At 62.6% G+C, this 16,312-nt stretch carries 26 protein-coding genes; all 26 read right to left on the reverse strand.

Features of this window, described 5'->3' with window-relative positions; all coding sequences use genetic code 11:
* Positions 1–254: 254 nt before the first annotated feature.
* Entirely contained in the window at positions 255–620 is a 366-nt protein-coding gene (locus tag AC1VXC_RS11845) for a DUF3168 domain-containing protein (RefSeq protein ID WP_481538278.1), read from the reverse strand.
* The gene (locus tag AC1VXC_RS11850) at positions 620–1,102 is read right to left on the reverse strand and encodes an HK97-gp10 family putative phage morphogenesis protein (RefSeq protein WP_481538277.1); all 483 of its coding nucleotides are present in this window, start codon (positions 1,100–1,102) and stop codon (positions 620–622) included. Before AC1VXC_RS11850 ends, AC1VXC_RS11845 begins: the two co-directional genes overlap by 1 nt.
* Positions 1,095–1,427: a phage head closure protein gene (locus AC1VXC_RS11855; protein ID WP_481538276.1), complete on the reverse strand. Its 333-nt coding sequence runs from the start codon at positions 1,425–1,427 to the stop codon at positions 1,095–1,097. The genes AC1VXC_RS11850 and AC1VXC_RS11855 overlap by 8 nt, the downstream gene beginning before the upstream one ends.
* Complete coding sequence (locus tag AC1VXC_RS11860) at positions 1,424–1,999, reverse strand: head-tail connector protein (protein ID WP_481538275.1); 576 nt, start codon at positions 1,997–1,999, stop codon at positions 1,424–1,426. The genes AC1VXC_RS11855 and AC1VXC_RS11860 overlap by 4 nt, the downstream gene beginning before the upstream one ends.
* A gap of 50 nt (positions 2,000–2,049) precedes the next feature.
* Positions 2,050–2,493 (reverse strand): hypothetical protein, encoded by a 444-nt coding sequence (locus tag AC1VXC_RS11865; protein ID WP_481538274.1) that lies wholly within the window; start codon positions 2,491–2,493, stop codon positions 2,050–2,052.
* Positions 2,494–2,573: 80 nt separating this feature from the next.
* Positions 2,574–3,782, reverse strand: a complete 1,209-nt coding sequence (locus AC1VXC_RS11870) for a phage major capsid protein (protein ID WP_481538273.1) — start codon at positions 3,780–3,782, stop codon at positions 2,574–2,576.
* Between the two features lie 65 nt (positions 3,783–3,847).
* The gene (locus tag AC1VXC_RS11875; RefSeq protein WP_482995047.1) at positions 3,848–4,630 is read right to left on the reverse strand and encodes a head maturation protease, ClpP-related; all 783 of its coding nucleotides are present in this window, start codon (positions 4,628–4,630) and stop codon (positions 3,848–3,850) included.
* Positions 4,587–5,942 (reverse strand): phage portal protein, encoded by a 1,356-nt coding sequence (locus AC1VXC_RS11880; RefSeq protein ID WP_481538271.1) that lies wholly within the window; start codon positions 5,940–5,942, stop codon positions 4,587–4,589. The genes AC1VXC_RS11875 and AC1VXC_RS11880 overlap by 44 nt, the downstream gene beginning before the upstream one ends.
* A 13-nt stretch (positions 5,943–5,955) precedes the next feature.
* A complete protein-coding gene (locus AC1VXC_RS11885) occupies positions 5,956–7,716 on the reverse strand; it encodes a terminase large subunit (protein ID WP_481538270.1) in 1,761 nt (586 codons plus the stop codon).
* Positions 7,649–8,074: a hypothetical protein gene (locus AC1VXC_RS11890; RefSeq protein ID WP_481538269.1), complete on the reverse strand. Its 426-nt coding sequence runs from the start codon at positions 8,072–8,074 to the stop codon at positions 7,649–7,651. Before AC1VXC_RS11890 ends, AC1VXC_RS11885 begins: the two co-directional genes overlap by 68 nt.
* A 220-nt stretch (positions 8,075–8,294) precedes the next feature.
* Entirely contained in the window at positions 8,295–8,492 is a 198-nt protein-coding gene (locus tag AC1VXC_RS11895; protein WP_481538268.1) for a hypothetical protein, read from the reverse strand.
* On the reverse strand, positions 8,492–8,812 hold the full coding sequence (locus AC1VXC_RS11900; protein ID WP_482995048.1) for an HNH endonuclease signature motif containing protein: 321 nt from the start codon (positions 8,810–8,812) through the stop codon (positions 8,492–8,494). Before AC1VXC_RS11900 ends, AC1VXC_RS11895 begins: the two co-directional genes overlap by 1 nt.
* Positions 8,813–8,950: 138 nt before the next feature.
* Complete coding sequence (locus AC1VXC_RS11905) at positions 8,951–9,343, reverse strand: hypothetical protein (RefSeq protein WP_481538267.1); 393 nt, start codon at positions 9,341–9,343, stop codon at positions 8,951–8,953.
* A 1-nt stretch (position 9,344) separates the two neighbouring features.
* On the reverse strand, positions 9,345–9,479 hold the full coding sequence (locus AC1VXC_RS11910; protein WP_481538266.1) for a hypothetical protein: 135 nt from the start codon (positions 9,477–9,479) through the stop codon (positions 9,345–9,347).
* 5 nt (positions 9,480–9,484) lie between these two features.
* Positions 9,485–9,757: a hypothetical protein gene (locus tag AC1VXC_RS11915; RefSeq protein ID WP_481538265.1), complete on the reverse strand. Its 273-nt coding sequence runs from the start codon at positions 9,755–9,757 to the stop codon at positions 9,485–9,487.
* A 4-nt stretch (positions 9,758–9,761) separates the two neighbouring features.
* Positions 9,762–10,304 (reverse strand): lysozyme, encoded by a 543-nt coding sequence (locus tag AC1VXC_RS11920; protein WP_481538264.1) that lies wholly within the window; start codon positions 10,302–10,304, stop codon positions 9,762–9,764.
* Positions 10,285–10,482 carry a hypothetical protein gene (locus AC1VXC_RS11925; RefSeq protein ID WP_481538263.1) on the reverse strand — a complete coding sequence of 66 codons (198 nt, stop codon included), beginning with the start codon at positions 10,480–10,482 and terminating at the stop codon, positions 10,285–10,287. The genes AC1VXC_RS11920 and AC1VXC_RS11925 overlap by 20 nt, the downstream gene beginning before the upstream one ends.
* Before the next feature lie 122 nt (positions 10,483–10,604).
* Positions 10,605–11,111, reverse strand: coding sequence for a hypothetical protein (locus tag AC1VXC_RS11930; protein WP_481538262.1), 507 nt, complete (start codon positions 11,109–11,111; stop codon positions 10,605–10,607).
* A gap of 2 nt (positions 11,112–11,113) precedes the next feature.
* Positions 11,114–11,398, reverse strand: a complete 285-nt coding sequence (locus tag AC1VXC_RS11935) for a hypothetical protein (protein WP_481538261.1) — start codon at positions 11,396–11,398, stop codon at positions 11,114–11,116.
* A complete protein-coding gene (locus AC1VXC_RS11940) occupies positions 11,391–11,912 on the reverse strand; it encodes a hypothetical protein (protein ID WP_481538260.1) in 522 nt (173 codons plus the stop codon). Before AC1VXC_RS11940 ends, AC1VXC_RS11935 begins: the two co-directional genes overlap by 8 nt.
* Positions 11,913–12,087: 175 nt before the next feature.
* Positions 12,088–12,858, reverse strand: coding sequence for a hypothetical protein (locus AC1VXC_RS11945; protein ID WP_481538259.1), 771 nt, complete (start codon positions 12,856–12,858; stop codon positions 12,088–12,090).
* Positions 12,770–13,576, reverse strand: coding sequence for a helix-turn-helix domain-containing protein (locus AC1VXC_RS11950; RefSeq protein WP_482995049.1), 807 nt, complete (start codon positions 13,574–13,576; stop codon positions 12,770–12,772). Before AC1VXC_RS11950 ends, AC1VXC_RS11945 begins: the two co-directional genes overlap by 89 nt.
* A gap of 11 nt (positions 13,577–13,587) precedes the next feature.
* Complete coding sequence (locus tag AC1VXC_RS11955) at positions 13,588–13,794, reverse strand: hypothetical protein (protein ID WP_481538257.1); 207 nt, start codon at positions 13,792–13,794, stop codon at positions 13,588–13,590.
* A complete protein-coding gene (locus AC1VXC_RS11960; protein ID WP_481538256.1) occupies positions 13,787–13,984 on the reverse strand; it encodes a hypothetical protein in 198 nt (65 codons plus the stop codon). The genes AC1VXC_RS11955 and AC1VXC_RS11960 overlap by 8 nt, the downstream gene beginning before the upstream one ends.
* Complete coding sequence (locus AC1VXC_RS11965) at positions 13,981–15,984, reverse strand: DNA cytosine methyltransferase (RefSeq protein WP_481538255.1); 2,004 nt, start codon at positions 15,982–15,984, stop codon at positions 13,981–13,983. Before AC1VXC_RS11965 ends, AC1VXC_RS11960 begins: the two co-directional genes overlap by 4 nt.
* 42 nt (positions 15,985–16,026) lie before the next feature.
* The gene (locus AC1VXC_RS11970; protein WP_481538254.1) at positions 16,027–16,284 is read right to left on the reverse strand and encodes a hypothetical protein; all 258 of its coding nucleotides are present in this window, start codon (positions 16,282–16,284) and stop codon (positions 16,027–16,029) included.
* Between the last annotated feature and the right edge of the window lie 28 nt (positions 16,285–16,312).

The following is a 16,312-nucleotide window of genomic DNA, read 5'->3' on the forward strand; positions in this document are numbered from 1 at the left end:
GGGCTCTACCGGTAACGCTTCTGCCGAGCATGGCTCGGCACTACTGTCAGGATTATCGGTAAGACTTTTGCCGAGCATGGCTCGGCACTACTGTCAGGATTATCGGTAAGACTTTTGCCGAGCATGGCTCAGCACTACGGTCGGGATTATCGGTAAGGCTTTTGCCGAGCATGGCTCGGCACTACCGGTAAAAACTGCGGGCACAAAAAAAGCCCGCTTTGAGGCGGGCCGCAGACGCTCGGAGAGCGATTCGTTTATCGGTTGATGTGGAAATGCCAGTCGCTGAAGTGGACGAACAGCCGGGTCTCCGTGTCCTGTTCCGGGCCGTCCGCTATCAGGCAGTGCGCGTCCAGCTCCAGCGCGTCACGCACCCGTTCAGCGATCAGCCGACACTGCCCTTCTGTAGCCGCCATCACCTTGACCGTTGGCCGAAACCGATCCAGCCCGGGCCTGCCGGCGATGTAGTTATCCGGAGTGGTACCGATCTCCTGGATCGTGATGTACGGAGCAGTGGCGTTTTCAGCGGCAGCGCCACTTTTGTAGATGCTGGCGGCAGGCACCAGATCCGTGATTCCGGGGGTTGCTGCAAGCAACATATAGACCGGGGATTCCATAGCCATCAGCGCCCAACCTTCTTTTCTGCCAGCTCCACGGCACGCAGGAAAGCGTCACGGAACACGCGCAATGCCTCCCCGCCCTTCGCCTCCAGCGCGGGGCGCAGGAATGGCCTTGCCTGCATCTTCACGGTCCCAAGCTCCAGAAATCGGCCATAGAACGTCTTGCCAGCGGAGCGGACCTTCTGCCCTGCCCGCCGTGCCCGGCGATTGCGGACATTGTCTGCCAGCTTGCGAGTACCCCCCTTCATGCCTACGTCGTAGCGTTCCGTCACGCCAACCGACTTCGGGTTCGGATGCCGCTTGGTGACAATGTTTTCGCGCAATGCGCCCGACCGGACAGCCACCCGGGTCTGGGCCTCGGCGCGAACCACCTTGGCGGCCTGCATCAGCGCGTAGCGCAACGGCCCACCGCCCTTGGAGCCAAGTGCCGGCGGCAGCGCACGAAGACGGTCGCCAATCTCTTTCAGCCCCCTTATCTCAGCCATCGTTGACCCCGGCCCCCACCAGCAGCGTCATCGTCCGGCGGGCTGTGTGATCGACAATCGGCGGCGCTTTGATGCTCCAGACCATCCCGTCCCACGCCACCCGCATTTCAGCAGTGATGCCGGACAGATAGCGGACTTCGAACCGGCCAACCGTTTCGGCCCGGATCGACTCGGCTGCAAGGAACTCCCGGCCAGGCCCAGAAACGAAGTCCGCTGGCACACTCGCATGCACATCGACCCACGCCCATTCTCGGTCACCATTCGCGGCGATGACCTGCTGCCGCCTCTGGATGGTGATGCGGTGGCGCAGCTTCCCGGCTTTCATGGGCATATCTTGCGGAACGGGAAGAGCAGGTTGTCGACCGTTGGATTTGCCGCCAGCGGTCCCGCCACCTGCGCCTCCCGGTTTTCGAACAAGTCGCCAACCATCAGCAACAGCGCCGAACGCAGAGCTGCCGGAACCAATCCAGCTGTCGCCCCGTAACCCGCAGTGAACCGGATGCGCACTGCACCAGGCTCGGTACGGGTAGCCGGCCAACGGCCACCGAACACCGGGATGATGTAACCGGGATCGCCAGCCTCAACCACATAGGATGACGACGGCAGCGTCTGCACGACGCCGGCAGGATCCGTATAGTTGATCGACGTGATCGCCAACAGCGGTGGGAGCGGCAACACGAGCAGCAGCGACGGGAAGCCATCAAGCGTCAGCTCCCATTCCTGCTCAATAAGCGCCCGACCCAGCACACCAGTGACACCATCCAGGTGTGAAACGGCACCGGCGATCATTGCGGACAGCTTTGCATCGTGGGCGGCATCAAACAGCTCAACATGAGCCCGCGCTTCGTCGACCGTGATCGGCGTCGTGCTTGGCGGTGAAATCTGGCGCAGTCGCATGGTCATCTCCAAAGCACTGACGACAAGGGCCGGCGCGCCGGCCCCTGCGATCAATCCTCTGCGGAATCCCGGAGGGATTCGGCGTACTTCACCGCTGCGGGATCGGCGTCCAACGCGCCGGCATTCCCCTTCAGGGTTGCTGAATCAACGGTGATCACGTCGTTCGGCTGGCGCTGTTCGCCGGCGATCACGCTGGCCACCAGCACCCGCGCCTTCACCTTCTTGCCGGCAGGCGGCGGCGGGGGCTGCTGATTCTCGGCGGCACCTTCCGCCTTCAGTGCATCGATGCTTTTCTGCAGCAGTTCATCGCGCTGCGCGGCCTCCAGCTTGTTCCAGTCATCGGCAGACAGGCCGGAGGCGGTATGCGCGTGTGCTACCAGGTTGCCGAGGGGAATGATCCGGCCCTCCGCCAGCTCCACTTCGGCGGGAAAGCTATCGGACCCATTGAGTATCACTGCGGGGGCGCTGTTCGCTGCCTCGTTCTTCTTGGACATAGCCGTTTCCTCTACTCATGGAAAAGGCGCCCGGCCGAAACCGGGCGCCGCGCATGCCTGTGACCAGGCGATGGCCGCGATTAGGTCGCGGCGTTCTGGTAGTACTTGACCGTGGCGCCCGACGTATCGAGCAGGTTGCCGCCGGCGCGCTGCCAAGCCAGGAAGCCGACCTGGCCTTTCTTCGTGTAGACCGAGTCCGTGAAGCGGAACAGCGTGGCAGCCATCACATCGCGGATGCGGTAGTTCGACAGCCGGCCGAACAGAATCGACTTCGCATTCGCCGCCATCACCGCAACATCCTGGTTGACGGTGATCGGGCGGTTCAGCACGGTGGCCGGGGCGGAGCCGAAGTCCGGCACGAAGATCGGGCGGCCTTCCAGATCCTTCAGCTTGCGCAGCACCTTCACCGATGCGTCGTTCATCATGAAGCCGACCCCCGGCGCATTGCGGTAGGCGGGGTCCACCGCATGTTCCAGATCCACCAGGTCGTCATAGGTGACGGAGGTGGTCTGCCCGGTTGCGCCCACCTTGCCGGAGGATGCGCCGATCACGATGCCGCGCGGCTGGGCGGTGCCGGTGCCGGTGGTGAAGTACGTGTTCTGGATGCGGGCCAGACGCTCGGCCAGCAGATCCACCACGATCGAATCGATATCGAGCTGCGAGTCCTGCAGCAGCTCCAGCGGCACGGTAACCACCTTGGAGCTGAACTTGTAGGTGTTCAGCGCCACCGTGCCGAAGGCCGGATCCAAATCAGTTGCGGCAGTGTTCTCGGCCACCAGTTCGCCAACATTGCCGGTGTCGTCCATCGTCGGCCAGTTCATCGGGTTGCCCTGGGAGGTGGCAAAGCTGGTCGCCACATCACGCATCCCGCCGAAGGCCTTCATGGCCTTGATCAGCTCGGCAGCCACCGACGACTCCACCGAATAGCCACCCTCGGCCGGCGTGGTGGTGGACATGGTGTTGCGGACGATCTGCCATTCCTCGGCCGACAGAGCGTTGTCGCCGCCACGCAGCCACTTGTTCAACAATGCGTTACGGACTTCCTTCCCGTCGATGCGATCGACGATCTCGATGCCCATGTTGCGGGCACCGCGCTCAACGTCCAGTGCGTTGACCTTCTCCAGGCGGTCGATCTCGGCCTCGATGCGGCCGATCTCTTCCATGTTTGCGTCATAGGCGGTCTGGTGTTCCGGCTTCCAGTTCGCGCCGGCGTTGTTCTCCAGAAGATTACGGGTGTCCTTCGCCAGAGCGGAACGGCGCTCCCGCAGAGCCTGAATCGACTTGCTCATTGTGTTTTCCTCTTGGGCATAAAAAAACCGCCTTTCGGCGGCGGGGTTGCGCGCGGGAGCGGTTCCTACGCGGTGCAGGTTTCGACCAATTCAAGCGCCCGCATGCGATGGGCGTGAGCCAGGTCGTGATCGGTCTGGGCATCGTTGGTGATGACCGGGACTTCTTCCGGTTCGGGTTCGGGCTGCAATTCGGCCGGCGGCCGGTCGTAGGCCGACAGATTCCAGGTGCGAGCATTGGCCGTGCCATTGGCAGCGCCTCCGGCGATGCGATCGGCGAAACCATGCTCCACCGCTTCGGCCGCGGTGAAGTAGGTTTCGTCATCCATCCACTGCTCGACCTGGTCGCGCGCGGCGCTGACCTTGCCCATGTAGTCATCGACGATGGAACCGTCCACCTTCTCCAGCAGATCGGCGGTTTCTCGCAGGTCGTGGCGGTTGCCGAGCGCGAAGGTCCAGCCGTTGTGGATCATCACGAATGCGCCCTGCGTGATCTCGATCTCGTCGCCATGCATGGCGATGAAGGAAGCAGCCGACGCAGCGATACCGTCGATATGGACAATGATCCCGCCCTCATGCTTCTTCAGTGCCGCCACCATGGCCCGGCCTTCGAACACGTCGCCACCCGGGGAGTTGATGTGCAGGTGGATGGTCTTGCCATTGAGCGGCGCCAGGTCTCGGGCGAACTGCTTGGCAGTCACGCCGCCATCGGTCCACCAGTCATAGCCGATGATGTCGTACAGGTAGATGGCAGCCTCGTTCGCGCCTTCCTTGGCTTCTATCCGGTACTCGCGCGGCGCATTACGGTTAAGCGCCTGCAGGCGGAGCAGTCGGTTCATCATCTTGTTCATCAGGCTTTTCCTTGTCGTCCGGCTTCTTCGCCGCCGCCGTGGGTTTGAACAGCACGTCACCACCGGGGACCGGCGGCAGGTTCTTCAGAGCGCGTACTTCGTTGACGGTCATCCAGCCTTGCGCGCCCGGGCCGCCGAGCGCCTTGCCGAAGTATTCGGCCTGCGCCTTGGAGTCGCCTTCCAGCTGGCCGTCGACATTGAATTCAACGAAGAAGCGGTCAAGCCTTGGAAACAGTTTTCGATTCAGCTCCTGCGCGTAACGATGCAGGTGCGGACGTAGCGCATAGCGAACGAAGCCCTGCGACATCTGCTCGATGCCGCTGCCCCAGCTGGTGCTGGCCGAGGTCTCGCCGATCATATGCGGCGGGACACCAATGGCCCGAGCGATGTCGACAACCTGAAACCGGCGGGACTCCAACAGCTGCGCATCGGCGGCCGTCATCGACAGCTCCTGCACGTCCAGCCCTTCGGTCAGGATCAGCGGGATTTTGCTGTGGCCCTGGCCGCTGCCGTACTTGGCAACCCACGCATCCCGGAACTCGGTCTGCTGCTGCGGCGTCATCGCCTTCGGCGCCTTCACGGCGTACTGGATCGAGGCGCCGCCACCGAAGGTGAGTGCGGCATGTTCGTCAGCCTTCAGCGCAATGCCGATGGCCTGCCGTGCACCAAGGGCAATGACCGACGGCGAGCAGGTGCCGTTGAAGCCGAAGTTCGGGAAGTGCAGAACGTCGTCTTGGTCGGCAACGAAGTAACCATCGCTCCCGTCCGCGAGCTTGTCCTGGATCCTGTAGAGCAATCGCTGGCCGCTTCGGGTGATCTCCACATTGTCGCGCGGCACCGGAATCACGTTCGTGACAACCGGCGAATACTTGCTGGCCCGCACCAGGTAGGCGATTCCATCGCCGCGCAGCAGGGTCTGGGACATGATGAACTCCCAGAACGCGGCGGCGCTGAACCGTGCGCAGGGCTGTTCGTTGAACAGCCACCAGTAATCATGATCGCCGGCCTTCTCCCGGCCGCGCCGGCCATCCTCCCCCACGACCTTGCGGTAGAAGCTACAAGGCGTGGTGGAGACCGCGCCGGCCAGCAACCGGACGCCGGCATAGACAGCGGCCACCTTCATGGCCGTCCGCTCGGTCACCACCGCGCCGGAATCCGTCGCGCTGGCACCGAAGATCTGACCCATCCGTACAGCATCGGATGACGGGACATCCTGGTATTCAATTTGCGCGCGCACCCCAGCCGCTACCTGCGCGCTGCGATCCATGGCAAGCGCAACGCCAAGGCGCTCGCGGGCAAGTTGTGCGGTCAAGGTGAGACTCCCATCAGAGCGAGACAAAGCCCTGTTGAATGGATTCCGGTTCTGGTTCGCCCCCGCTGACGCCAATGGCCATCAGCAGCGCGACGATGTCGTCGATCTTGTCGGCCGAGCGCTTCTTATCCGGCGCGTTGTTGAGGTTTGCGTCCTTCCGCGCGACAAGATTCGCCGCGCACCAGGCCAACACAGGATCACCGCCATGGGCCAGCTTCTTGCTGACGTAGGCCAGTTCCAGCGCCTGCATGGCGGGGTGGTAGGACTTCGGCCCCTGGATGAACTCCACCATCGGGACCTCAGCCTCGACGAGACGGCTGCACAGTTCAGTCGCATTCCAGCGGTCGAACCCGATTGCCTGGATATTGAACTGCTCGCGCGCCTCCAACACCGCAGCCTCGATGACCGCGTAATCGGTCACGTCGCCTTCGGTTTGCTCGAGATACCCCGCCGCAACCCAGCCTGCATATGGCACCGTGCCGCGCTCGGTCCGCTGTTCGATGGCACCCTTCGGCACCCACCGTCGTCCCCAAGTCAGCAGCATGTCTTCCACTTTCCACACCAGCCGGAACGCGGTCATGTCACGCGTGCTGGCAAGGTCGAGCCCTCCCCAGCACGGCACGTCACGCAACGCCTGCAGGTCCACCGCGCCACCGCAGGCCTTCCACTTCGGCAGGAGAATGAAGCCGGACGCCGAAGCGGCAGGCCGGTTCAATCGTTTGATCTGGAACTCGGCCAGCTTGGAAGGCATGGCCTTCGCTTCGGTGGCCTCCTTCTTAATCGCCGCCAAGAGGTGCGGATTGGTATCCGCCAGCGGATTGGCCTTGATCCAGACTTTAGGATCGAAGTCGGCATCGTCATCGTCGACCGCGTGGAACACGGCCAAGAAGTGATCGGCGGCCACGCCGAACACCCCTTCCAACAGCTGTTTCGCGAACTGCCTTATCTCTGCCCACGGCCCCGGATTCGCGTAGCCCTCGGTAGTCGTGTAGAGCCACAGCGGATTGCTGCGCGCACCGGCGGCGGAGGTCAGCACGTTCAACAGGTCCGCCGTCTTGTGCGCGTGGATCTCGTCCAGTCCGACGTGGGACGGGTTCAGACCATCCTGCGTCGAGGCCTTGGCGTTGATCGGCTTGAAGCTGGCGCCGGTGTCGAACTTGGTAACCGCGTTGGCCCAGCACTCGATGCCGAACGCTTCTCGCAGCGCCGACTTCTTCTCCGCCATCCGTTTTGCGGTGTTCCAGATGATCCGCGCCTGGCTGCCAGTGGTAGCCGCGCTGATCACCTGCGCGCCTGGCTCATCCTCACAGCACATGCAGTACAGGAGGATCGCCGCAGCCAACGTCGACTTCGCGTTCTTCCGCGCCACCGCGAACAGAGCCGACGTGAAACGGCGCGTGCCGTCGGCTTTACGGAACCCAAACAGCTGAACGATGAAGAACACGTGCGATGGGTGCAGCACGATGTTCGGCTGTGGTGACCCATCCGGATTCTTCCACACGCCTTCAACGTGCGGGAGCTTCTGGATGAAGTCGCAGGCGTCGTTGGCATGCCATGGATCAAACGTGAAAGGCGGACGTTTTCCGTTTGCCCGCTTCAGGTCATCCAGGAACCGTTGTGCTGCCTGCCGGATCCGCTTTCCGACTTTCACCCCTTTTTTGTCAGCGATCGCCTTCCGCGCGTAATCGATGGCTACTTCGACAAAATCACTTGGATCCGCGCGCCGGCTTCCGCCCGTTGCTCGCGAACTCGTTTTCTGCCGGCGTGTCGCCATGGGGTCGTACTTTTCCTTGTGCGACCGGGGTCAGACCGAAGTCGTTCGCCAGGCCGCGGTATTGAGCCAGCATCGAAGCGTTCGGCGCTTCGCCGGCGGACCACAGCTGGACCAGCTTTCCGTGGAGCGCGCACATCTGACCAAGAGCAGACATCCCTGCTTCGGTCAGCAATTTGTTGGCAACGAGGATCGGTGCGAGGCGATTCCACTCTTTGATCGCGTGCGCATTCGGAAGCCAGTCCGGCGGATCCGGTGCCTCAGAGACGACGGGCATATCCACCAATGGCGGACCCTCACGATCGGGCCGAGCCGTTCCGGCTACCACCTTCAGGTTGTGGGGCTTGCGTGGGTTCGCCATCGTTCTACCTGCGGGATGTTCCCCTCTCAAAAATCGGTTTTTCTCAACTGACGGTGCAAAAATTTAGTTGGGCGCACGTGTCGAGAAAGGTTCGCCCCAGACTTTTCCCCCTCCCCCACCGGCCCATTCATACTTTTGTTGATAACCTGTTGATAAGTTTCATTCAGTTCCACATTCAGCCCGTGGAACATGGCTATCGATACTCGTTCTCATGGGCCTCTCACGGCCGTTGCTGGTCCATGTAGCGATGACCTTCGGCTACCTGTTCCGGGTCGGTATCGCCATCCACCGTCACGCTGATCTGCTGTTCCTGCTCGCGGTCTTCGATCAACACGCCGGTCAACCCTTTCACCACGAGTGTCAGTTCGCTGATCGCATCAATCAGTTCGCGACCAGTTTCCTCAGTCATCTGGTTCATCACTTCCTCCGGTTTCCCCAACCACCATCATCAGTCGCAGTCTTCCTGCTGTGACAGGGGGCGCACAAAGGCTGAAGGTTGTCGGCCTGGTTGTTGTTTGCGTTGCCGTCGATGTGGTCAACCTGGTTGGCACCGCGCGTGATGCCCTTCGCCACGCACATACGGCAGAGCGGTTCGCGGGCCAGCACCGACGACCGGATAGCACGCCATGCTGCACTGTTCGTCGCCAATGCTCGACGGGCCTGCCGGCTCAACTCCGGCTGGCAGTAGCGCTTTGCAGCGGGGTAAGCCACACGATGCTTGGGTGCTGCCTTCGGCATCAGCGCTGACCCTCCCGCTGCCGGTCCAGGCAATCGGCCGTGCTGGCCCGCTTATTCTCACTATCCACAAAGCCCATCACAGCCGAAACATAAGCGGCCGCCCACTTCCGCCAGTCCTTGCTGCCAACCGGCGGCGCATCAGGGCGCATTGCAATCGTTCGTTCGCTGCACCCTGCAGGAGGCACGTATTGCGGCGGCGTAGGCTTCTTGACTGGCCCGCACGACGGCAGCGTCACCAGCAGGATCAGCACCAGCAGGATCACGGAATATCGTTTCATGGATGGCTTCCTTCGCCACTTCGGCACGCTGACGCACTTCTGCAGCTTCGACATCAACCCGTTCTGCTGTCTGCTGACTGACCTGGACGCTCTCAGTGATGGCCCTCACTTCAGCCTGTGCTGCCTTGGCCTCAGACTTTGCAGCCTTAGCTTCAGCGCGCGGTGCACTGCCACCCTTGTGGAAGATCAAGAGAGCAGCGCCGGCCACCAGCACCAATAGCCCGATCAGCGCATACAGCCTGAAGGTGTGCATATCACCCTCCAGCCAACATACGGGCAACGAGGGTTGCCCACTGATCGAACGTGGCATAGCCGGCAGCCACCAGCACCGCGCCAACCAACGCTATCCCGGCGATCAGATTCCAACGCCTGCGATCGAGCTGAGCCATGACGATCAATCTCCAATCAGCGGCGCAGCCGAGGCCAGCACCGGAATAACAACGAACTGAAACGTCGCGCCGATCTTGAACTGACCGAACATCGCTGGGTTCTGAACCATGAACCGCGCATCAGCGCTCGGCCCCCAACGCGCGAACGTGTTGCATTCGTCGTGTTCTTCATCGTCGGCCGCGTCATTGCCGACAGCAGCGAAGTGGACGGTCTCGCCTGTCTTCTTACCGTTGAACTCATGCACCTTCACCGCGGTGACCTGCATCAGCGCGCGCATCGTTTCAGCCTTGCTCGGCCAGGCACTTCTGGTGGCGCTTCAGCTGCCGCTCCCACACGCCCCAGCACCGGCGATTCGGCTGACCATTGATGGTGGTAGAACAGTCGTACCCACCCGCCTTGCGCCAAGCCAGCAGTGCATCGCAGGCCGCGCGGTAGTTCCCTTCCAGCAGACGCCGCCGCATCGACGACGCCCGCCAGTTCGCGGGGCCGTACTGGTAGGTGAAGTCCATGAACAGATCGTATTCGCCCTGAGTCAGGCTGACGCCCTGCAGTGAATCCCGGAACACCTGCTCATCGCGTGACACATGCGCCTGCGCTGTCACCAGCGCGCGCACCGGCGTGGTGGTGTCACCCATGCGCACCGGCGCCCCATCGTCCTTGATCGTCGAGCCGAAGCCGTATGTCGGCCGATCATTCTTCGTTGGGATGACCGCGGTATCCGTATAGCCCTCTTGGACCGCAATCCCGACCAGGCCGGCCGCACTCAGTGACAACGCAGCGACAATGATGCGAACCGGCGAAGCCTTATTCGGAAGCGTCGACATCGGCCTTCACCTTCTTGGGCTTTCCAAACCAGCGATAGACCTTCTCGCCGATCAGAATCAGCGTATAGACCATCGCGAGGAATGCAGCAGCGGCCGACCAGTCAAACCCCGCCAGCACAGACGAAAAGAAGCTGACCGCCAACCCGAGGTTGACGTTGTCGAAGGCGTTCTGGCGCACGGTGTTCCTCCGAATAGCCGACACCCCCGGCTGCTGGAAATGAAAAAGCCCCCGGCGCTTTAGCGTCGAGGGCTTGTATGGATGATGGGAATTTATAGGGTGTTTTCTGTCCCGTCAAGTGGTCAAGCAATCATCGGCTCACAAAGCACATTTCGCAGCGCGCGTAAGGCCGTATCTCGTTCACCTTCCAACCACGATGCAGCTTCATTCACCCGCGCCTGAAGCACCTCACGCCGTGAACAGATCAGGTAGGCGTACTCCGCAAAATGGGTAGTGTTGTAGGTTGCACCAGCGAACTTCCTGATCGCGAGCGCGCCACCGAAGCGTGTCAGAACGATGCGTTCGCGGGTGTCTCCCTTCCTGCGTTCCTGATCCTCCCACGACCGCTGCAGCGCCTTTTCATGTAGCAAGGTCGAACCGTAGTAGGTTTCCAGCACCAGCATCGCCGTCTTCCCATGCGTGGTCGCCACCATAGCCAGGCACGCGGCAATGTCCTGGTCGGTAAGGCGCGCCGCATGTGTTCCGCCGAAGCCTTCCCGAAGATCCACATATGCACTCTTGCCCATCAATGCCGCGATTCGCTCTTCCTGCGGTCGACGCTTGTCCTTGCTATTGAAGGTCTCGTTCATCGTCAGATCCCCTGGCGCTCGTAATTGGTTGCCAATCGGCTGAACTTCTCGATCTGTTCGTCCAATGCCTTGTACTGCTCATGACGGCTTCGCCTGCCGGCATCACCACCCGTCCCGCTTTGCTTCTTCAGTTCAGTCTTCTCCGTCTGCAGTTCGTTGACCTTGGCCCGGGCCCATGCCGCTTTCGTTGGGTAGCGCATGGGCCGCCCTTTCGTCTGGGCAGCAGCCTTCCGGCGCGCGATCTCGGCATGCAGGTCGTCTATCGAGACCTTGCTAAGGTCAGTCATTCTTCGGTCGCTCCATCGTGGTGGTGATGCGGACATGCACTGCGCCATGCGGCGGCAGCGGTTCGCATAGGTCGGTGATCGGGAAAAATCGGCTGTCGTTGATGCCCATCGCATCGGCGATGCCATCCAGCGCGGGCTTCATGCTGGATTGCAGGCCATCGCGGTCACGGTTGCGGCGGTTCGGGGGGAAGCCGTCCAGCCAGACATAGAGGCGACCTTCCGCCGGCAGGTCCACGCGCAGGAACTGCCAGCCCGCCTCCACTGCGCGCAGATGCGCATCCTGGCGCGCCGCCTTCACCACCCCAGACTTCTTGCCCCAATGCGAACGTGCATTTGGATGCAGCACGCGGGCCGGCCACGGCAGCACCAACATCGGTGCCGGAGTGCGGTAGTTCTCAATGCGCTTGGCTGGTGGCGTGTCGGCGGTCTGGGCTTCATAAAGCGCGCGCATCCCGGCCGGCATGTCTTCCACGTTGCAGAAGCGCAGGCTGCGCATCGACTTCGAACTGCTCATTTCTGCACCTTCCGCTTACCCCGCCTACCGCGCTTGAACAGCGCCACCTCAATTTCATGTGGCGAGGTGCATCCCCCGACAACCAGGTGCCAATGCGATGCATAGCTGGGAAACGCAGCAGTGAATTCAGGCCGCAGATACCGTTTCCCAAGGAAGCGGAAGGACATGGGTTCCTTCATGCCTGTCGCTCCAACACCGCAGTGGCTTCATCCGCCAACCCAGATCCGAAGGCGACTTCGTCGTAACCGGTTCCGGTCAGCCCAGAGGTAGTGGACGCTGTAGCCGACAACGGAGCGGGCGCGGTGATATCACCGAACAGACGTTCGATGTCCCCCATGTGTCTGGCGGCAATGTCTGGGCTCGCCGGCTTGGCAACCGTGACCGTCGGTGATGGGAGTTCCTGCGAGGGTTCCGGCAGCTCGGATCCTTGCATGCGGGCTTCCAGTGCCACGTCGTAGGCGGCACGCAGCAGTACGTCCGCACCGCGCATATCGGCCTGCCGCAAGGCGTAGCCGTCAACGTATCCCAGCACGAACCGGGTGAACGGCGAACGGGATGCCGTGGCTTGGGTTGACTCCAGCCGTACGCGGGCGAACGTCGGGATTCCCAAGCACATGGCCCGGAAGCGCGGAGCGCTTGGCGGGAACTCGCCGCCCTCTGTGATGCAAGCATCCAGCCCGGTAGCGAACTGCGCACCAGTCACACCGGCCAGCGCGCGTTGCCATGTTTCGCCGTCGATGCTCAGCCGGTCGGTGTCCGGGTTCACCGCGCTGGCGCCATGTGCCGATGCCCAGGTATGGCCGTACAGCGCCGTCATCCGCTCCCAGAGCCGGCGCAGGAACATTTCGCGTGGCGGCTCAGCGGTTGCCAGTGCGGAGGTCGCGTTCGTCGGCGCGGCGGTGGCTGTCGGCAGCGCGTTCGGCAAGGCTTCGGCGAGGGGTTTCATGGGTGGCGTTCCGGTGCGGTTGGTGGCGGTTCAAGTCTTCAGCGGCGCGGCGGATCCAGTTCCGCCAAGTTGCGTCCCAGTCCTGTTTCCGGCCCTTGGCCCCGGCCACGGCGTGCCAGTAATCGCGGAACTTCGCCGCTTCGGTGCGGCCGTCCACGCCGTTCTCGGTGGCGAACAGCAGGTCGTCGGTGTTGGGTTGCCAGGCCGCTGGGAGACGGGTGCCGGTGGCGGCAGGTCGATGGCGCTTGTCGTCGACAGCGCGCGCCTCAACCCCCGAACGTAGTGAGGGGGTTATGGTTATTGATGGATCATGTGAACCTGGTTCACCGGTTCCGGTAGTCTGGTTCACCGGTGAACGTGGTTCATGGGTGAACGTGGTTCCGGGGAGGGGTGAACGTGGTTCCGGGGTTGAACCGCTATTCAGCGGCAACTCCAGCTGGCCCATTGGCAGATCCCACACCGTCGGACGCTGACCATATGGGTAGTTCTTTGCGGCGGTGATGGACTGGTTGCCACGCTGGATCACACCACCAGCTTCCAGCTGCTGCAGGATGTTGCGGATGCCGCGCACTGTCATGCCCGTTTCAGCGGCAAGCGTGGTCGCACCGGGGAAGGCGTCACATCCATCTTGGCCGGCATAGTTCGCCAGCACGAGCAACAGGTGGTTTTGTGCCGCAGAAAGGTCGCCAACACGTGCGCGCTTGATGGCCCAGGCCATGGCTTGAACGCTCATGCCCTCCCCCCCTGCATCCGCTCCATTACAGTCGCCAGCTCGCGCAACAACGGTGCACTGGTGTCCTGCATCAGGTTGCCGAACTCAGCAAATGGACCCCAGCCCCCGTAGTAGCTGATCGCGGCTCCCACGACGACCATTTCTGCCGACAGCAGGCGCATGCGGGCCGGCAGGTCGTGCAGCTCAATGCGTTCGTCAACCATGGCAGCCTCCACACATCGCGGCCAGGCGTTCCAACCGCTCGGCCTCGGCCAGGTAGTGCGCGGCGTGTTCCCGCTGCTCGGCGGGGCTGAAATAGGGATTCACCGTGGCCGTTTGCGCTGCCACACGGTTGGCTTCCGCCAGCCGGCGCGGGTCGTCGTCCAGAAGGTCGAGTTGGTCGGTGGATTTCATGCCGCGACCCTTGCCGATATTTGCGCCCGATCCAGATTGGCCCGCGCCAGCGCCGCTATCGGTGGAGGGCTGACGCTGTTGCCAACCATGCGCACTGCCGCGCTGACACTGAGGGGCGTGCCGTTAGCGGTGCGATCGATGATGTAGTCGCGCGGGAAGCCTTGGGCGCGGAACAGCTCATGCGGCTTGAGCATGCGCAGGCCGATGTCCACGATCACGTAGGGTGTGCCCTTGATCACCACAGTGACCAAAGCGAGGCGGTCGCGAGTGGTGATGGTGTCCACTGGATCTCGCAGCGTTGGCACATTCGCACCAGTGCCGTAGTACTTGACCAAGAAAGCGGCCACACGCAACGCACCAGCCTCCTGTTCGGGGCTTAGGGTGCATTCCACGACGCCGAAGCGGGTGGCGCCTGCAAGGATTGTAGGCAGTGGTTCCTGCAGGTCATTGCCGACCACGTTCTGAGCCATTGCAGTGAGATGGGCGGCGACCAGGCGCTGCTGGCTGCCGCTGGCAGTGATGGTGCTGACTGGATCGCGCGCATCATTGCCCGCGCCCTGATAGAAGCCACCGTTGGCCTGCTCGAGGAAAGCCGTGGCAAGCCCATGGTGGCCGCCCTGTGCCGCGATGGTGCTCAGCGGCTCCTGTGGGTCGGCACCAGCCATGTTGTTGCGCAGCGTGACCAGTGTTGCGGCCGAAACGCCCAACGCGTGGGCTGCACCTGCCGGGCGCGCCGCACCGGCCCCAGCCGTGATGGTCGGTACCGGCTCGGTGGCAGGCGTGCCAATGCTGTCGCCTCGGAACTTGACCAAGTGCGGAGCGACCAGTGCGGTGTCTGCCTTAGTGGTCATCGTGTAGAGCGGTTCGCCGCCGGAGCGTGGCTCCGACTGCCCGGCCCTGCCGCCGACGCCCGCGAGGATCGGCGAGACAACCGAGAAGTGGCCGCCTTTGACTCCTGCGCAGACGGTCCGCAGCGGCTCGTCGGCAGCCATGGTGCGTTGATTGCTGGCATTTGCATGTTCGGCAATGAAGGCCGTTGCCGCGGCGGTGTTGTTGGTGCTGGCAGCCGCTGCCGGCACGATGAAAGGGTCGGCTGAGTTGATGACGTGGCGCATAATGCCCTTGGCAATTCGGCGCATCGTGGCCTCAGCCAACGGTCTGGCGCGAGTAAAGATCGACGGGCAAGGGATACCAAAGTCCAGGCAGTCGGCGGCGGTCACCCGCGGCTGCTGGTTAAGGCCCGGGCCATGGGTCGGTGCCGGCCACACAATTGGCACGCCGTCACGGCGGCCCAGGAGGAACAGGCGCTCCCGACTTGTGCCGGCGCCGTAGTCGCTTGCGATCAGCTTTTTCCATTCGACCACGTAGCCGAGGGCGCGCAGGGCGGCGACAAACTGGCGCCAGGTTCGGCCGCTGTGGCGCTTGTCCGGCACCAGCTGCTGGTTTTCCACCGGCACCCGCTCACCGCGCTCTGCAACGGCCCCATCCATCTTGATGACGCGGCCGGTTTCCTTGCAGCGCTTCGCCACAAGTGGCCCCCACGTCAGGATTTGCCAGACGTTCTCCATCGAGAAGATGCGCGGCGCGGTGGTGGTGCCGTTGAGCAGGTCTGCGCGCATGAGCATGCCGATCCACTTCAGCACCACCCACGACAGAGCACGGGTTTTCCGGCTGCGTGGCTGACCGCCCTTGGCTTGGCTGAAGTGAGTGCAGTCCGGAGAGGCGTGGAACCAGCCGATGGACCGACCAGCAACATCGACGCGCGGATCTGCATGCCAGATGTCTTCCCGGTGGTGCTGTGTGAGCGGGTGGTTCGCGGCATGCATGCCGATCGCCAGCTCGTCGTGGTTGTAGGCCAGCGCTGGATCGATGCCAAGAGCCTGCTTCAGCCCTTCGCTCGCGCCACCGCCGCCGGCGAACAGATCGACAACGATCTCATCGGGCAGCAGATGCGACTTCTGCGGCAAGGGAAAGTTGAAGTGCAGTGATCCGTCAGCCATGTCGCACCTCTTCTACCGATTGATGCCAGTGGATACAGGTCCTCATTCCCCTGCCCTCCCTCTGACTCCCTTCGATTCCCTGCGACTCCCTGGCGCTCCCTCTGCACTCCCTGCAATTCCCTCGGCTTTCAGAAGCCGGCCAAGTACGTTGTGTTCATCCAGTTTTCTGAGTGCCCACTCATGCATCACATCCCTGGCAATCTCGGAGCGGTCCCTGCCCGTAACGCGGTTAAGCGCCTCCAAGACGCAATCCGTCTCGGTGGTGATCTTTCCTCGGAAATCCTTCAGCGGAAGGGACATGCAGTACCTCGCGAGCCGCAAGCGGCGG

Source organism: Stenotrophomonas sp. STEN033 (assembly GCF_056856655.1).

Bases quoted from the DNA above. Each gene is read 5' to 3' on its own strand.
- AC1VXC_RS11845 (WP_481538278.1), bottom strand. From the start codon at position 620: ATGGCTATGGAATCCCCGGTCTATATGTTGCTTGCAGCAACCCCCGGA.
- AC1VXC_RS11850 (WP_481538277.1), bottom strand. From the start codon at position 1,102: ATGGCTGAGATAAGGGGGCTGAAAGAGATTGGCGACCGTCTTCGTGCG.
- AC1VXC_RS11855 (WP_481538276.1), bottom strand. From the start codon at position 1,427: ATGAAAGCCGGGAAGCTGCGCCACCGCATCACCATCCAGAGGCGGCAG.
- AC1VXC_RS11860 (WP_481538275.1), bottom strand. From the start codon at position 1,999: ATGCGACTGCGCCAGATTTCACCGCCAAGCACGACGCCGATCACGGTC.
- AC1VXC_RS11865 (WP_481538274.1), bottom strand. From the start codon at position 2,493: ATGTCCAAGAAGAACGAGGCAGCGAACAGCGCCCCCGCAGTGATACTC.
- AC1VXC_RS11870 (WP_481538273.1), bottom strand. From the start codon at position 3,782: ATGAGCAAGTCGATTCAGGCTCTGCGGGAGCGCCGTTCCGCTCTGGCG.
- AC1VXC_RS11875 (WP_482995047.1), bottom strand. From the start codon at position 4,630: ATGAACAAGATGATGAACCGACTGCTCCGCCTGCAGGCGCTTAACCGT.
- AC1VXC_RS11885 (WP_481538270.1), bottom strand. From the start codon at position 7,716: ATGGCGACACGCCGGCAGAAAACGAGTTCGCGAGCAACGGGCGGAAGC.
- AC1VXC_RS11890 (WP_481538269.1), bottom strand. From the start codon at position 8,074: ATGGCGAACCCACGCAAGCCCCACAACCTGAAGGTGGTAGCCGGAACG.
- AC1VXC_RS11895 (WP_481538268.1), bottom strand. From the start codon at position 8,492: ATGAACCAGATGACTGAGGAAACTGGTCGCGAACTGATTGATGCGATC.
- AC1VXC_RS11900 (WP_482995048.1), bottom strand. From the start codon at position 8,812: ATGCCGAAGGCAGCACCCAAGCATCGTGTGGCTTACCCCGCTGCAAAG.
- AC1VXC_RS11905 (WP_481538267.1), bottom strand. From the start codon at position 9,343: ATGCACACCTTCAGGCTGTATGCGCTGATCGGGCTATTGGTGCTGGTG.
- AC1VXC_RS11910 (WP_481538266.1), bottom strand. From the start codon at position 9,479: ATGGCTCAGCTCGATCGCAGGCGTTGGAATCTGATCGCCGGGATAGCG.
- AC1VXC_RS11915 (WP_481538265.1), bottom strand. From the start codon at position 9,757: ATGCGCGCGCTGATGCAGGTCACCGCGGTGAAGGTGCATGAGTTCAAC.
- AC1VXC_RS11920 (WP_481538264.1), bottom strand. From the start codon at position 10,304: ATGTCGACGCTTCCGAATAAGGCTTCGCCGGTTCGCATCATTGTCGCT.
- AC1VXC_RS11930 (WP_481538262.1), bottom strand. From the start codon at position 11,111: ATGAACGAGACCTTCAATAGCAAGGACAAGCGTCGACCGCAGGAAGAG.
- AC1VXC_RS11935 (WP_481538261.1), bottom strand. From the start codon at position 11,398: ATGACTGACCTTAGCAAGGTCTCGATAGACGACCTGCATGCCGAGATC.
- AC1VXC_RS11940 (WP_481538260.1), bottom strand. From the start codon at position 11,912: ATGAGCAGTTCGAAGTCGATGCGCAGCCTGCGCTTCTGCAACGTGGAA.
- AC1VXC_RS11945 (WP_481538259.1), bottom strand. From the start codon at position 12,858: ATGAAACCCCTCGCCGAAGCCTTGCCGAACGCGCTGCCGACAGCCACC.
- AC1VXC_RS11950 (WP_482995049.1), bottom strand. From the start codon at position 13,576: ATGGCCTGGGCCATCAAGCGCGCACGTGTTGGCGACCTTTCTGCGGCA.
- AC1VXC_RS11955 (WP_481538257.1), bottom strand. From the start codon at position 13,794: ATGGTTGACGAACGCATTGAGCTGCACGACCTGCCGGCCCGCATGCGC.
- AC1VXC_RS11960 (WP_481538256.1), bottom strand. From the start codon at position 13,984: ATGAAATCCACCGACCAACTCGACCTTCTGGACGACGACCCGCGCCGG.
- AC1VXC_RS11965 (WP_481538255.1), bottom strand. From the start codon at position 15,984: ATGGCTGACGGATCACTGCACTTCAACTTTCCCTTGCCGCAGAAGTCG.
- AC1VXC_RS11970 (WP_481538254.1), bottom strand. From the start codon at position 16,284: ATGTCCCTTCCGCTGAAGGATTTCCGAGGAAAGATCACCACCGAGACG.